This is a genomic window from Rhizomicrobium palustre (assembly GCF_011761565.1).
In the GTDB taxonomy this organism is placed as follows: Bacteria; Pseudomonadota; Alphaproteobacteria; order Micropepsales; family Micropepsaceae; genus Rhizomicrobium; species Rhizomicrobium palustre.
Genome location: NZ_JAASRM010000001.1, coordinates 3,954,910 through 3,968,687, shown reverse-complemented (window position 1 = coordinate 3,968,687; position 13,778 = coordinate 3,954,910). Strand labels below are relative to the sequence as shown.

The 13,778-nt window shown below is 57.3% G+C and carries 16 protein-coding genes; 8 read left to right on the top strand and 8 right to left on the bottom strand.

What is annotated here, in order from left to right; all coding sequences use genetic code 11:
- Positions 1 to 19: 19 nt before the first annotated feature.
- Positions 20 to 1,477, top strand: a complete 1,458-nt coding sequence (locus tag FHS83_RS17725) for a cryptochrome/photolyase family protein (protein WP_167084586.1) — start codon at positions 20 to 22, stop codon at positions 1,475 to 1,477.
- On the opposite strand, the gene FHS83_RS17720 is transcribed toward FHS83_RS17725, so the two are convergent.
- The 3 genes from FHS83_RS17720 to FHS83_RS17710 all read right to left on the bottom strand — a co-directional run bounded on the left by FHS83_RS17720 (position 1,474) and on the right by FHS83_RS17710 (position 3,597).
- Positions 1,474 to 1,896 carry an HIT family protein gene (locus tag FHS83_RS17720; RefSeq protein WP_167084584.1) on the bottom strand — a complete coding sequence of 141 codons (423 nt, stop codon included), beginning with the start codon at positions 1,894 to 1,896 and terminating at the stop codon, positions 1,474 to 1,476. The genes FHS83_RS17725 and FHS83_RS17720 overlap by 4 nt on opposite strands.
- Before the next feature lie 70 nt (positions 1,897 to 1,966).
- Complete coding sequence (locus tag FHS83_RS17715) at positions 1,967 to 3,133, bottom strand: GNAT family N-acetyltransferase (protein WP_167084582.1); 1,167 nt, start codon at positions 3,131 to 3,133, stop codon at positions 1,967 to 1,969.
- A complete protein-coding gene (locus tag FHS83_RS17710) occupies positions 3,130 to 3,597 on the bottom strand; it encodes a RidA family protein (protein ID WP_167084580.1) in 468 nt (155 codons plus the stop codon). Before FHS83_RS17710 ends, FHS83_RS17715 begins: the two co-directional genes overlap by 4 nt.
- A 767-nt stretch (positions 3,598 to 4,364) precedes the next feature.
- On the opposite strand from FHS83_RS17710, the gene FHS83_RS17705 reads away from it, so the two are divergent.
- On the top strand, positions 4,365 to 4,574 hold the full coding sequence (locus tag FHS83_RS17705) for a hypothetical protein (protein ID WP_167084578.1): 210 nt from the start codon (positions 4,365 to 4,367) through the stop codon (positions 4,572 to 4,574).
- A 14-nt stretch (positions 4,575 to 4,588) separates the two neighbouring features.
- On the opposite strand, the gene FHS83_RS17700 is transcribed toward FHS83_RS17705, so the two are convergent.
- Positions 4,589 to 5,260, bottom strand: a complete 672-nt coding sequence (locus FHS83_RS17700; RefSeq protein ID WP_167084576.1) for a hypothetical protein — start codon at positions 5,258 to 5,260, stop codon at positions 4,589 to 4,591.
- The gene (locus FHS83_RS17695; RefSeq protein ID WP_167084574.1) at positions 5,257 to 5,532 is read right to left on the bottom strand and encodes a DUF3572 family protein; all 276 of its coding nucleotides are present in this window, start codon (positions 5,530 to 5,532) and stop codon (positions 5,257 to 5,259) included. The genes FHS83_RS17700 and FHS83_RS17695 overlap by 4 nt, the downstream gene beginning before the upstream one ends.
- Before the next feature lie 202 nt (positions 5,533 to 5,734).
- On the opposite strand from FHS83_RS17695, the gene FHS83_RS17690 reads away from it, so the two are divergent.
- The gene (locus FHS83_RS17690) at positions 5,735 to 6,109 is read left to right on the top strand and encodes a response regulator (protein WP_167084572.1); all 375 of its coding nucleotides are present in this window, start codon (positions 5,735 to 5,737) and stop codon (positions 6,107 to 6,109) included.
- A gap of 9 nt (positions 6,110 to 6,118) precedes the next feature.
- Positions 6,119 to 7,489 (top strand): PleD family two-component system response regulator, encoded by a 1,371-nt coding sequence (locus FHS83_RS17685; protein WP_167084570.1) that lies wholly within the window; start codon positions 6,119 to 6,121, stop codon positions 7,487 to 7,489.
- Here FHS83_RS17685 and xth read toward each other — a convergent pair.
- From xth to erpA, 3 genes are all read right to left on the bottom strand, one after another.
- The gene (gene xth, locus FHS83_RS17680) at positions 7,486 to 8,268 is read right to left on the bottom strand and encodes an exodeoxyribonuclease III (RefSeq protein WP_167084568.1); all 783 of its coding nucleotides are present in this window, start codon (positions 8,266 to 8,268) and stop codon (positions 7,486 to 7,488) included. The two genes, FHS83_RS17685 and xth, sit on opposite strands and share 4 nt — an antisense overlap.
- Positions 8,269 to 8,348: 80 nt before the next feature.
- The gene (locus FHS83_RS17675; RefSeq protein WP_167084566.1) at positions 8,349 to 8,921 is read right to left on the bottom strand and encodes a hypothetical protein; all 573 of its coding nucleotides are present in this window, start codon (positions 8,919 to 8,921) and stop codon (positions 8,349 to 8,351) included.
- Positions 8,922 to 8,992: 71 nt separating this feature from the next.
- Complete coding sequence (gene erpA / locus FHS83_RS17670; protein ID WP_208414938.1) at positions 8,993 to 9,340, bottom strand: iron-sulfur cluster insertion protein ErpA; 348 nt, start codon at positions 9,338 to 9,340, stop codon at positions 8,993 to 8,995.
- Between the two features lie 60 nt (positions 9,341 to 9,400).
- On the opposite strand from erpA, the gene FHS83_RS17665 reads away from it, so the two are divergent.
- The 4 genes from FHS83_RS17665 (at position 9,401) to FHS83_RS17650 (ending at position 13,476) form a co-directional block, all read left to right on the top strand.
- Positions 9,401 to 10,630 (top strand): deoxyguanosinetriphosphate triphosphohydrolase, encoded by a 1,230-nt coding sequence (locus FHS83_RS17665; protein WP_167084564.1) that lies wholly within the window; start codon positions 9,401 to 9,403, stop codon positions 10,628 to 10,630.
- A gap of 86 nt (positions 10,631 to 10,716) precedes the next feature.
- A complete protein-coding gene (locus tag FHS83_RS17660; protein WP_167084562.1) occupies positions 10,717 to 11,658 on the top strand; it encodes an SPOR domain-containing protein in 942 nt (313 codons plus the stop codon).
- A gap of 10 nt (positions 11,659 to 11,668) precedes the next feature.
- The gene (gene nagZ / locus FHS83_RS17655) at positions 11,669 to 12,679 is read left to right on the top strand and encodes a beta-N-acetylhexosaminidase (protein ID WP_167084560.1); all 1,011 of its coding nucleotides are present in this window, start codon (positions 11,669 to 11,671) and stop codon (positions 12,677 to 12,679) included.
- Positions 12,676 to 13,476, top strand: coding sequence for a segregation and condensation protein A (locus tag FHS83_RS17650; protein WP_167084558.1), 801 nt, complete (start codon positions 12,676 to 12,678; stop codon positions 13,474 to 13,476). The genes nagZ and FHS83_RS17650 overlap by 4 nt, the downstream gene beginning before the upstream one ends.
- Positions 13,477 to 13,778: the final 302 nt, after the last annotated feature.

The following is a 13,778-nucleotide window of genomic DNA, read 5'->3' as shown; positions in this document are numbered from 1 at the left end:
GTTTGCAAACGGATTCGCCATGCCCACCACCATCGTCGTTTTCTACCGGGATCTTCGCATTGCTGATCATCGCCCCTTGGCGAATGCGGCTGCGCGTGGGCGCGTTGTGCCTCTCTATGTCGCCGAGGACCCTGCACGTGCCTGGGCGCATGGGGCTGCATCGCGTTGGTGGCTGAGAGAGGCTCTGCTTGACCTTCAGCAACGCTTGGCCGCACTCGGTGCGCCATTGCTGCTGCGCCGGGGCAATCGCATCGACACCATCCTGATGCTCGCACGCGAGACCGGTGCTAAGACCGTCGTCTGGCACCGCCGCTATGAACCTGATTTGGCCAAGGAAGACGCCGAACTCGTCGAGGCATTAAAGGAAGCTGGGATCGCAGCCGAGATCAGCGATGGCTATCTGCTCTTTGAGCCAGACACGATCCGCACCGGCGCTGGCACGCCGTTTCGCGTCTTCACACCGTTTTCGCGCGCCTGCTTGAGCGCGCCCACACCCACCCCGCCAATCGCCGCGCCTAAGAAGCTCGAAAGCGTTTCAGGCCCCGCAAGTGACCCTCTAGAAGCATTGAAGCTGGTGCCATCCCGCGCGGTCTGGCCTGAGAAACTAGCCTCTGCTTGGTCTGTTGGAGAAGTGTCCGCGCGCAAGACACTGGACCACTTTCTGAAGCAGGGCCTCGATGATTATGCCGAAGCCCGCGATCGTCCCGATCTTGCGGGAACCTCTAGGCTGTCGCCTTATTTGCATTATGGCGAGATAAGTCCCCGGCAGGTTTGGCATGCCGTTCTTGCGCATAAGGCTGCAGGGGCCGGCGCGCAGAACTCGCTGCACCGCTTCCAGCTGGAAGTTCTTTGGCGCGAATTCTCCTGGCATCTCTTGCACCAGTTTCCGCTTCTTCCGGAAAAACCGCTCAACCCCAGTTTCACGAATTTTCCTTGGCTTGAGGACGACGAGGCAGCACTGCTCGCCTGGCAGAAGGGCCAAACTGGTTATCCCATCGTCGATGCCGGTATGCGTCAGCTTTGGCAGACGGGCTGGATGCATAATCGTGTGCGCATGATCGTCGCGTCATTCCTGATCAAGCATCTGCTCATCTCATGGCAGAAAGGCGAGGCATGGTTCTGGGATACGCTGGTGGATGCCGATCTCGGGGCCAACGCCGCAAGTTGGCAGTGGGTGGCCGGATGCGGGGCCGATGCGGCGCCATATTTTCGGATTTTCAATCCTATCCTGCAGGGCCAGAAATTTGATCCGGATGGCGCCTATGTCCGCCGCTATGTGCCGGAATTATCCCGGCTGGATGATAAGTTCCTTCATCAGCCCTGGACGGCACCGGCTTCGGACCTGGCCAAAGCCGGCATCGTGCTTGGAAAAAACTACCCAAAACCTATTGTGGAACACGGTTTTGCGCGTAAGCGCGCACTCCGCGCTTTGGCGCTCTCGAAAGGAGAGAAAGGCGAACCGGATTTATTTCGCTAGCTGCTGAGGGCCGCGCGAATTCTCGCGGCGATGGGCTCAAGGACGTCCGCGCTCACCATATCGCGTTCATGAAATCCCAATTCCAGCCCGTGCTGGCGCGGGATCACATGCATGTGAATGTGAAAAACGCTTTGCCCAGCTGCTTTGCCGTTGAGCTGCATCAGCATTACGCCTGAAGCGCCCGTCGCTGTCTTTACCGCTTTGGCGACTTTCTGGGCCGTACGCATCACATGCGCGGCGCTATCTGGTGATAGCTCGAAAATATTCTCGGCGTCTTCTTTGGGAACGACCAAGGTATGGCCCTCGGCTTGCGGCATCACATCCATAAAGGCGAGGGTGTGATCGTCTTCATAGACCTTCACGCAGGGAATATCGCCGCGCAGAATCTTGGCGAAAATATTAGTACGATCGTAGGGCATGGCTTTTCCGCAAAAAAGAGATCAATCCTGGTAAAACTGCCGCCTGTCAGCTCTTAAGGCAAGTGCTGCTTCAGTCCGTCTTCTTGAAGGGCGCCGCGGCGGATAGTTCCGTAATGTTGTCTGCGACGGCTTCCCGTTCCGCCTCAAGATAGTTCGCCACGGCGCGGCGCAGGCCCTCATGCGCGATGAAATGTGCGGAGTAGGTCGCCACAGGGGCATAGCCACGCAGCAGCTTATGTTCGCCTTGGGCGCCTGCCTCCACTTTTGAAAGCTTCTGTGCGATAGCAAAATCGATGGCCTGATAATAACAGGTCTCGAAATGCAGGAAGGGTACGTATTCACTCGCCCCCCAATGGCGACCGAAAAGGACCCCTTCGCCGAAGAGATTCAGGGCGCCCGCGATCACCTCTGGGCCGCGGCGAGCAAATATCAGCAAAATTTGCTCAGCCATGCTCTGGCCGATGCGGCTGAAGAAATCTCGGGTGAGATAGGGTTTCCCCCATTTTCGGTTGCCCGTATCCATATAGAATCCGAAAAACTTGTCCCAATGGGCTTCGGTGATATCACTGCCGGTCAGCCAGTCGAAGGTGATGCCCGCGTCCCGCACCGCCGCGCGTTCTTTTCGCAGGTTTTTGCGCTTTGAGGAGGAAAGCTCGGCCAGGAAGTGATCGAACGTGCCGTAGCCTTTGTTCTCCCAATGGAATTGGCGGTCCGTTCGCAGAAGATAGCCATGCGTTTCAGCTGCTCGCCATTCGTCTTCTTTCGGGAAGGTAATATGCAGGGAAGAGCAGCCAGATTCAGCGACCGCGGCGGCTCCACCATTGAGGAGTGCCGCACGCGTGGCATGGGTGTCCGCCGTCTGCGCCACAAGTAGTCGGTGTCCAGTCACTGGCGTGAAGGGAACGGCGGATTGCAGCTTCGGGTAATAGCGCCCGCCTGCACGCTCCAAGGCATCCGCCCAGGCGTGGTCGAACACATATTCGCCCTGGGAATGAGCTTTCAAATAGAGAGGTAATATTCCGTCTATATTTCCATTGTGCTCGAGCGTCAGGTGCAGTGGCTGCCAGCCCTGACGCGGCACTGCCGAACGCGATTCTTCCAACGCCTCAAAAAATTCATAGCGCGTGAAAGGATGCGGATCGGCAATGCCCAATGGGTTCGCGCAAGCGTTCCATGCCTGCCGGCCAATCAGCTTGGCCGGGCCGGTCAGGCGAAGGAGCGGCGCGTCGCCTGTCACGCGACTTCAAATACGGCTTCCACTTCCACCGCGACATTGCGGGGCAGGGAACCGGCGCCCACTGCTGCACGGGTGTGCTTGCCAGCATCACCGAAGACTTCGACCATGAGGTCTGAGGCGCCATTGGCAACTTCAGGGTGCTGCCCGAAACCAGGAATGGCGTTCACGAAGACCCCCAACTTCACGCAGCGCTTGACCCGATCAAGATCACCATCACAGGCGGCTTTGATTTGGGCGATCAGGTTGATGGCGCACAGCCGGGCGGCGGCTCTGCCGTCTTCGACCGACAGGTCCTGGCCCACGATGCCCACATACTTCAGGCCTTCGGTCGTCACCGGGATCTGACCCGACAGGAAAACCGTGCTGCCGCTTTTTACGGCTGCCACATAGCTTGCCACAGGCGCGGGCGGCACCGGCAATTCGATACCAAGATCTTTCAAGCGGGCTTCGATACGACCAGTCATTGTACATCCTCTGTTGGGGGGAGGTTATCGCCTTTGGGGCGCTGTTTTCAAAGGGTTTTCACGCCATTGCCCTATACAGGGCCATGATCTCGTTTCTCAAGTCACTAGGGGCGCCGCGCAAAACCTGACGTCAGGCGCATGGGACACCCAACCTCGCTCGCTAAGTCTCACCCTCAATACTTTCCGTCCTCTGTCTCAAAGCTTAAATCGGTTCCGAACCCTTGCAGGTCGTATCTTCGCTTCCCACATCAAGCACACGTTGTTTGAACCATGGAGAGGTGTAGCCCATCAGCGGGAGGCGGATCTTCGCGAGGTCCGTGACACGCGAGCACGCGACAGATACAGGACCAGGATACGTGCTCGCGCACGTTTTCGCTTCTGCTCAAAAGCCGTCGTCTTTGTTTGTCCTAAGGACCAAGGATCGTGCCCTTAGTCGAGGCGAGGGCGCATGAGACGCCAAACGAGCCAAGCGGACCGGTCTGTGGTAAGGCGAAGGTGTCTGTTGAGCGCTGGGTGATAGCGGCGCTCGCTGGTCGCCGTAGCTCTTAGGGGGCACCCACCGAAGCGGGCTTGTGATCCAGGCCCGCTTTGCGCTCATCAAAAAGAACCTGCGTTCAGTTACAAGCGCTTGGGCTGGCACTTTAGGGCGGAAAATTAAGCTTTTGCGCAAACAAGTCGCACCTTAAAGGAGCGTCAAAACTGTCAGCGGCGCTTACAGCCGGTGTTGAAAGTGGTAGGATGTGAGTGTGTCCAAGGAGGAACTATCCATGGCACTTCTCGCATTGCATACGACGACCAAACGGTCTCTGCCTGCGCTCCCGCACTTCCATTGGCATGTCAAAGTCGAGTCGGCGGTGGCTTTTGCCGTCGGGGCTGGGCTCTCCGCGCTTTTGGTATCCGGCCACTTCTTCGGTGCTGCCACGCTGACAATCATTGTGGCGGCGGTAATCGCTCACGCGCTCTCCTGCACGCGGTAGGCGGGCGCGCTCGGCTATCTGAGACAGCCGAGAATATAGCTCTGTGCCTCCTGCCAGGTTTCGGCATGGATGTGGGCGTGGAAGTCCTGACCTAAGAGGTCGCGCAGAAACGGGCTCTCCACGATGTGGATGAGTTTGACGTCCGGTGCGGCGGCGGCGACCGAGGCGAGGTTGTGGGGGATATCGTCGATGAAAAACGTCGGCGCCTTGGCTTTGGCTGCTAACGCTCTCACCGCGTAACCTTTATCCGCCAGGTATCCCGCGCCGCTATCATTGGCGATGAGCGGGTAATCCAGACCCAGCGTCTTGAAATTGCGCACGCGCGCCACCGCTTGGCGCTGGTTCACATTGGAAAGGACGACGATGTTGGCCACCTGCGCGAGTGCGTGCAAAGCCTCCACAGCGCCCTCAACGGCTTCGAGACAGTCCAGATCGGCGCGATATTCTTCGATCAGCGCCATGGTTTCGATATTCAGAATCTGGGATTTGTCGTCCTTCCGCTTGATGGCGCCTTCGATCCGGTAGGTGGTCAGGTCGAGGTAAAGCCCGCGCTCATCGAGAAAACGTTCCAGCCCGCCGGTGAAACACAGGAGCACGCCGTCCGCATCGGTGACGACCAGGGGGCGGCCGGGTACCACGGTCGCAAGCGCCGAGGTCAGGTCAAATCTTGGCGTATCAGTCTTCACGGCTTTTCCAATGTATGATTCGCAAGGTGTAAGTCTCGCGGAGAGAGGTCCAGGTCCCGGCAGAGCGTGGTGACGTGTTCGTCACTGGCCAGGATGAACTCCATGACGGCCCGGAGGAGGTCGCGCTCTCCGGCTTTGGCCTTGAGCTCATCCAGTCCTAACCCTGAGTTGTGCAGGAACACCTCGAGTATTTCGGGGTCGGAGGCCAAGTAAGCCAAGCCCTGCAAGGCGATGGTTTCGGCCTGCTCGACGTTCCGGTTGTCACGAAGCATATCCCGCTCTCCTCTCAGTAAAATCTGTGCGTCGCGAAGAAAATGGAGACATTTGAGGGAACAACCGAGGCGGGAGGGTCAACGTCAAGGGAGCGTTAATATTTGACAACTAATACTACGCAAAGCGAAAGCGTTCGAGTCGGGCAGTTACGCGCAACGAGGTGGTGCGCGGCGGCCCCTGGGGCGGACCGGAGTGGCGATCATGGAAGCAAATCCAAAGACAGTCCTCATCGTAGAGGACAACGAGCTGAACATGAAGCTATTCCACGATCTGCTGGACGCGCACGGCTACAATATCTTGCAGACCAAGGATGGCATGGAAGCGCTCGACATCGCCCGCGAGCACCGTCCGGATCTCATCCTGATGGACATCCAGCTTCCTGAAGTCTCCGGCCTTGAAGTCACCAAATGGCTCAAGGAAGATGATACTCTCAAAACCATTCCGGTCGTCGCCGTGACGGCTTTCGCGATGAAGGGTGACGAAGAAGTTATCCGGCAGGGTGGCTGTGAAGCCTATATATCTAAGCCGATTTCCGTAACGAGTTTCTTGGACACCGTCCGCCGTTTCATTGGATAAGGAGCGGCCATGACGGCGCGTGTTCTTGTCGTCGATGATATTCTGTCCAACGTCAAACTTCTCGAAGCCAAGCTGACGAGCGAATATTTCGAAGTCGTCACCGCGTTTTCGGGAATGGAATGCCTGGACAAGATCGAAGGGGCGGATCCCGATATCGTCCTTTTGGACGTTATGATGCCAGGGATGGACGGATTCGAAGTCTGTCGCCGGATTAAAGCCAATCCTAAAACCGCCCACATTCCCGTGGTCATGGTCACTGCGCTGGATCAGCCGTCCGATCGCGTGGCAGGCCTCGATGCAGGAGCGGACGATTTTCTCACGAAGCCAGTCGATGACGCGGCCCTGTTTGCGCGCGTGCGCTCGCTGGTACGGCTCAAGATGATGACGGATGAGCTCCGGATGCGCGAAGCTACGGGGCAGGGGATGGGGCTGGTCGATCCAGCTACGACCTTCAGTGAATCCATTTCGGCTGGCCGGATTTTGATGATTGAGGACCGTCCCGACTCCGCGGCATGGTTCTCCTCCGCCTTGCGCAAGGAAAATGACGTCGCCTGTGTTGATACTTTTGAGGAGGCGCTTGTTCGGGTCCGGGGTGGGGATTTTGACCTCGTCATCGTCAGCCTTGGTATGCGCGGCTTTGATGGTTTGCGCCTCTGTTCACAATTGCGCTCTCTGCCCGAGGGACGGCATGTCCCGATCCTCGTTGTTGTATCCGATGGAGATCGGCGCAAGCTGAACCAGGCTCTCGAAATGGGCGTGAATGATTATCTCACGCGCCCAGTGGATACGAATGAGCTGGTGGCGCGTGTGCGCACGCAATTGCGCAAGAAGCGCTATGCTGATCGCCTGCGCCATAACGTTCAACTCAGCTTGGAAGCTGCCATCACGGACCAGCTAACCGGATTGCATAACCGGCGTTACATGGCACGCCACCTCGATAATCTCATCGAGCAGTCGCATCGCACGGCCAAGCCGTTGGCCTTTTTGATCATGGATATCGACTACTTCAAGAAGGTCAACGATAGCTACGGTCACGATATTGGTGACGAAGTCCTGCAGGAGTTCGCGCGGCGTATATCGGCCAATGTGCGTGGTTGCGATCTGGCTTGCCGGTATGGTGGCGAAGAGTTCGTCGTCGTTATGCCAGATACCGACGTACCGTTTGCCTATGCGATCGCAGAGCGCCTTCGCAAGACGGTGGAATCTACACCCGTCATGGTGAGCCGTGATCCGCATAAGCTTGGGATTACGATTTCCATCGGGATCGCGCAGTCAGCCGGCAAGAATGATACCGCCGAGGCATTGCTCCATCGCGCAGATCAGGCTCTTTACTCCGCAAAGCGGACGGGCCGTAATCGTGTCGTGGCCGACGCCGCCTAAATATCTATCTCTGTGATGACGGGCACGTGATCCGATGGCTTGTCCCAGCCGCGAACACGCTTGTCGATAGTGCAGCTCTTGAGGCGGTCAGCGGCCTGAGGTGACAAAAGCTGAAAGTCGATCCGGATGCCGTGATCTTTCTGCCAGGACCCGGCTTGGTAATCCCAAAACGTATAGCGGTGTGGCCGCGCATCACACGCCCTGAATGCATCTTGATAGCCCATATGCTCGAGCTTGCGAAAAGCCTGCTTGGATTGAGGCTGGAACAGTGCGTCTGATGCCCACACCGCCGGATCGTGACAATCCTCATCGGTGGGAATGACGTTGAAATCGCCCATCAGAATGGCGGGTTCTTCGTAAGTGAGGATTTCACCCGCACGCGCATGCAGGCGTTCCATCCAAGCCAGTTTGTAGGAAAACTTCTCGGAGCCGAGCGGGTTGCCGTTTGGCAGGTATATGGATGCGACGCGCATTGTGCCGCTCTCGCAGGGGACAACGGCTTCAATGTATCGGGACTGCTCGTCCCCATCTCCACCCGCTAGGCCTCGGGAGACATCCTCCAGCGGTCGTCGGGAGAGCAACGCTACGCCGTTATAGGTCTTTTGCCCGTGGACGGCGCAGTTGTAGCCTAAATCCTCAAATACCCCGCGCGGGAAGGTATCGTCTGTGCATTTGATTTCCTGCAATGCCACCACGTCCGGCATGCAGTCCGCCAGCCACTTGGTGACGGTTTCAATCCGGGCCTTAACCGAATTCACGTTCCAGGTGGCAAATTTCATCGACGAGTCTCCATATTCGGCGGCACAGTAAGACACGCCGCCAGGAATTCGAAGCGCTGATTAGGCTCTCATCTGAGGTGCTAGTTATTATAGCGTGCACGCTTTTCAGGATCATACCCTTCGAAGAGCAGTCGGCCGACACATATAAGATCGACCTTCACCCCGCTGGGAGACATGCAGGGCATAAGGACAGGAGATTCTCGCCTTAAGAGTTCTGTCGCCCAGTGCCGGGGATCAGCTACATCGGAAGTCATCCCGAAATGCTCTGGGTCATGGTGGATGAATGAGCCGATGCGTTGACACGCAGATTTGATTTCATCTGTTTCCATTTCAAGATGGTCAATATCACACGCCGAGAGAGCTAAAGTGAGCGTGTTTGCCAGCTGTCCACGGAAGGCTCGTTGATCGAAGGTGTAAGGGTTCACAAATGGAGGGGCTTGATATCTTCCCTTTTGGGGGCGCCTATCGCGCTTCTTTAGGACCGGCGGAGGAAGGACAGGAAGGAACACGATTTGCGTTCCATCCTTTTTGGCGGTGCTTTCTATCTGCTGTCGCGGCAGTGAGTGCATGAGGAGAACCACCGCCGCGACCTGCAGAGCCAACGCGATACCTAACGCGTAGAATCTTTCATACGGCGGGACGGCGTTGCGCATGGCGGCCCTCAGGTCCCGCCACATTTATCACTGATGAGTTGTTGTCGTGACTTACCGCTATTTCATGAAGACTAGATGGAGAAGCTTGATCCACAGCCACAGGAGGCGGTTGCATTTGGGTTATTGACCTTAAAGGCGGCACCAATCAGATCGTCAACGTAGTCGATTTCTGATCCTTCCACGTAATTGATGGAAGTTGAATCAACCAAAACCTTGATGCCACCTTCCTCAATGACAAGATCATCGCTGAGCTGTTTGTCGTCCAACGAGAAATTGTATTGAAATCCCGAACATCCCCCGCCTGATATAGACAGGCGCAGCATCATGGGTTTGCCTTCCGCCGCGATGATCTTGGCAAATTGCTTTGCCGCGCGAGGGGTCACAGTCACGGGGCGAGAAATAGCAGATTCAGTCGACATTGGCTTTCAAGGTTCAACAGCAACATGCGATAATATAGCGATTCAAATGTAAGAATGCGAATGGCGAATACAACCCAGCCTGGCCCAGTCGGACATCTTTTGGGCGAGCTTTATAGCCCTCAACCTACAAAGGCTCCCTATGCTACCCGACAGGAAGATAGTCGGGGCAGGCTATTCCCGGAAAAGGAAAGCCCGACACGTACCGCCTATCAACGTGACCGGGATAGGATCTTGCATTCCAGCGCCTTCCGGCGACTGAAGCACAAGACGCAGGTCTTCGTGGAGCATGAGGGCGACTATTATCGCACCCGCATGACTCACTCGCTCGAAGTCGCGCAGATTGCACGTTCTGTGGCACGCGTCTTCGCTCTAGACGAAGATCTTGCAGAGGCTGTTGCGCTTGCCCACGACCTTGGCCACACGCCATTTGGCCACGCAGGGGAGGACGCGCTTTCAGAAGAGACCTCCGCGATCGGCGGGTTTGATCATAACGCTCATGCATTACGGATCGTGTCCAAGCTAGAGCACCGTTATGCGGCCTTTGACGGGCTAAATTTGGCCTGGGAGACCCTGGAGGGGCTGGTCAAGCATAACGGGCCGCTTTCTGGTCCGGGGCGCACCAAGAAGATACCCGAACCTATTGCGAATTTCGATGCGCGCTGGAAGCTCGATCTCGACACGTGGCCCGGGCTTGAGGCTCAAGTTGCCGCGCTTGCAGATGATATCGCCTATCTCACCCACGATATCGACGATGGGCTTAGGGCTGGGCTGTTTAACGTTGAGCAACTCTATGATGCTCCGTTAGCTGGCCCTCGTGCTTTGGCAATTCAAGATCGGTACGGAGATCTGGAACCAAGCCGCTTTATCGGCGAACTCGTCAGTGCCCTGATTGGAACGCTGGTTTATGACCTGATTGATGAGACCAAGCGGGGCCTTGATGACCTTCGTCCGGCGAGCGCTGCTGATATCCGTGCGGCTGGGCGGCCAATCGCGAAGTTTTCGCCGAAAATGGCTGCCGAAGCTGAGGGGTTAAAATGTTTCCTTTTTGTTCACATGTATCGGCACGAGCAGGTGCTCGCAACGCGCGCAAAGGCAGTCGCGGTGCTACGGGAATTATTTGCAGCATTTTTAGGTAATCCAGGACTTCTGCCCCCGGATTGGTCTGGGGTGTGCACCGGTCCGGGTGAGCCCGTCACTGCGGGTGTAATTCGTGACTACATTGCTGGCATGACGGATGCTTATGCATTGCAGGAGTATAGCCGAATTTTCCACAGAGACGTAAGCTTGTAGGGGGAAGCACTGGGGGCATCCTGCCGTGATTCGACTGCGCCAGGGTGCTAGCTTAGCCGCCTCTAGATTCGGACGAGGGCTCGGCTATGGCCAATTACGAACGCGATCGGAATGAGCGCGTATTCGACGGCGGCGACGACGAAGATGATGGCGAAGGCTCGCATCTTCCGGTTGTGATCATTATCGCTATTTTGGTCCTCGCGGCTTTTGGGGGTGTTGTTTGGCTAGCCTATAACCAGGGGGTGGCACGCGGGCGCGGAGAGCCTCGCATTGCTGCCGTCGCTGATACGACGCACCTTCACGGGGATAGCAGCGGCATAAAAGTTTACCAACAGCCCGCCGCGGGCGAGGAAGACGAAAACGTCGCTAAAGCTGCTGCCCAGCCCTCGCCGCCACCACCCGCTTTGAATGCCGCGCCTGCACAGCAGCAAGCATCGGCACCAGCTCCCGCGCCGGATGTCTCCGCCACCAAAATGGCCGCTGCTCCCGCACCGGTAGTTCAGCCTCAGACGAGCAAGCCCGCACAGTTGCCCAGCCGGGAGACGGTGGCGAGTGCGCCCACATCTGCGCCTGTAAAGGTCGCACAGTCCCCTGCACAGCAGAGTAAGGCGGCGGCTTCGCTTACCCAAGCGCAACCTGCTGTCACGCCTCCCGCAGTTGCCACCCATCCGCCTGCGCAATTAGGACTTTCACACCCGTCGACCGCCACAACTGCCGTTGCATCGTCGCCTGCATCTGCGGTGAAAACAGCTCCCGCTGTCCAGTCTTCGAAAGCATCTTCTGGAAGCTATCTGTTGCAGATCGGCGCCTACAAATCCGAGGGCGAGGCCATGTCTGCTTGGAAAACATATCAATCCAAACATGCAACGCTGCTTTCGGGATTCGGACCGGATGTCCAAAAGGCGGATCTCGGGGAGAAAGGTACTTGGTACCGCCTGCGCATCGCATCTTTTGCGGACAAGGATGCCGCGGCTGCGCTCTGCGACAGGTTGAAGGCCCAGAACGCCAACTGTTTCCTGGCGCATTGAAGGACGTCGAATGCGCAACCGCGTGATTTTCGGCTGTTCAGGGCTGTCGCTTCTGCCAAGCGAAAGGGATTTTTTTCGCGAGGCGCAGCCTTGGGGGTTCATATTATTTGGCCGCAATATCGGCGATCGCGAACAGGTCAGACGGCTTGTTGCCGATTTACGGGAGGCGGTTGGCGGCGACCCAGCTCCTGTCTTGATCGACCAGGAGGGGGGGCGGGTAGCGCGGCTGAAGGCTCCCGGCTGGAGTTCTCGCCCACCGCAGGGCGTATTCGGAGCACTTCACGGGCGCGTGCCTGATGCGGCCAGGGAAGCTGCCTACCTCAATTCAAGGTTGATTGCCTTTGACCTTACGGAATTAGGCGTTAATGTCGACTGCTTGCCTCTTCTAGATGTACCCGCGGCGGGGGCTCACGATATCATCGGTGATCGCGCCTTCAGCAACCAACCGAGTGTCGTCATAGAGTTAGGGCGGGCCGTGATGGAAGGTCTCCTGGATGGAGGGGTGCTTCCCGTTATGAAACATATCCCCGGCCACGGCCGGGCAGGGGCAGACACCCACCTGGAGTTGCCTCATGTCGCCGCCAGCGCCGATGAGTTAAGCACAGGTGATTTTGTTCCTTTTCGCAGTCTGAACACCTGCCCGATGGCCATGACCGCGCATGTAGTTTATGACGCCATTGATCCAAGCCGACCGGCGACGATCAGCCCGCGCGTAATCCTGAAAGTTATCCGTGAAGAGATTGGATTCGAAGGGCTCCTGATGACAGATGATCTGTCTATGCAGGCGTTATCTGGCTCAATTGCCGCCCGTACCAAAGCGGCACTATTTGCTGGTTGTGATGTCGTGCTTCATTGCAATGGCGTTTCGGCCGAAATGGAAGCTGTAATGGCCGAGATGAAGCCGCTGGACGGGATGGCCCTGAAGCGTGCGGAGGCGGCGTTGGGGCATTTGAAGGGACCCGGCGGCTTTGACTGCCAAGCGGCGGAATCCCGCCTGAAAGAGTTGTTGGCTGCGACATGAGCGAAGAGCTGTCGGAGAGCTTTGAGAATTTCGAAACGGCTGCGGCGCCGGATGAGACGCTCGTGGTGCAGGTCGATGGCTTCGAAGGTCCTCTCGACCTTTTGCTCACGCTTGCTCGTAGCCAAAAGGTGGATATAGCCAAGATCTCGATCCTGAAGCTTGCTGAGCAGTATCTCGAGTTCATCGAGCAGGCCAAACGGATGAATTTGGAATTGGCGGCGGACTATCTCGTCATGGCTGCCTGGCTGGCCTATTTAAAATCCCGCCTAATCCTGCCCAAGCCGGAGACCAAAGAGGGGGAGCCTTCGGCAGATGAAATGGCTGCTCGGTTGCGCTGGCGTCTACTCCGCCTCAACGCTATTCGCGAGGCTGCTGCTCGTCTCATGGCGGGTGACCGGTTAGGGCGTGAGATATTTGTGAGAGGCATGCCTGAACCGGTCGCGGTCATTAAGGTCAAGACCTATACGGATAGCATGTATGACCTGTTGTCGGCCTACGCTGCCGACAGGGCAAAAAAGATGCGGGGCAAGAATTATCAGCTCAAGGTTTCGCCGGTGATGCTGATTGATCAGGCCCGTGAGCGCTTGGAGCGTATGTTCGGCAAGATTTCCGATTGGAGCAGCCTTGATAAGCTGTTGCCAGAGGGCTGGACTGGTGGCCCACGCCGTCGTTCTGCAATGGCATCGATGTTTATGGCGTGCCTGGAAGCGGCGCGCGATGGCCGAGTGGAGCTTCGCCAGATCACCCATTTCGAGCCGTTGTATATTCGTGACCTTGCCAAGGAGGCCTCAACATGAATCGCGCACTCCTGAAAGAGGAAGCCCTTGGTGAAGTGATGGAAGCAGCATTGCCTAGCGAGTCCAGTGTGTCTGAAGAAACCGTGACAGAAGAACCCCAGAACGCCGCAGAGAATTCTTGCGAAGCTGAGATCGAACAAAGCGGCGAAGCAATTTGCGAGGACGTTGTCGCGGTTGGTACGGCTGCGGACGATTTGGCGGCGGAATCCACTGATGATGGCGCTGAGGTGGAGCTTGCGCCAGCCCCCGTCGAGGCGACGGCCACAGAGGAAGTGGTCGACACCGAAGTCAACGTGGAGCAT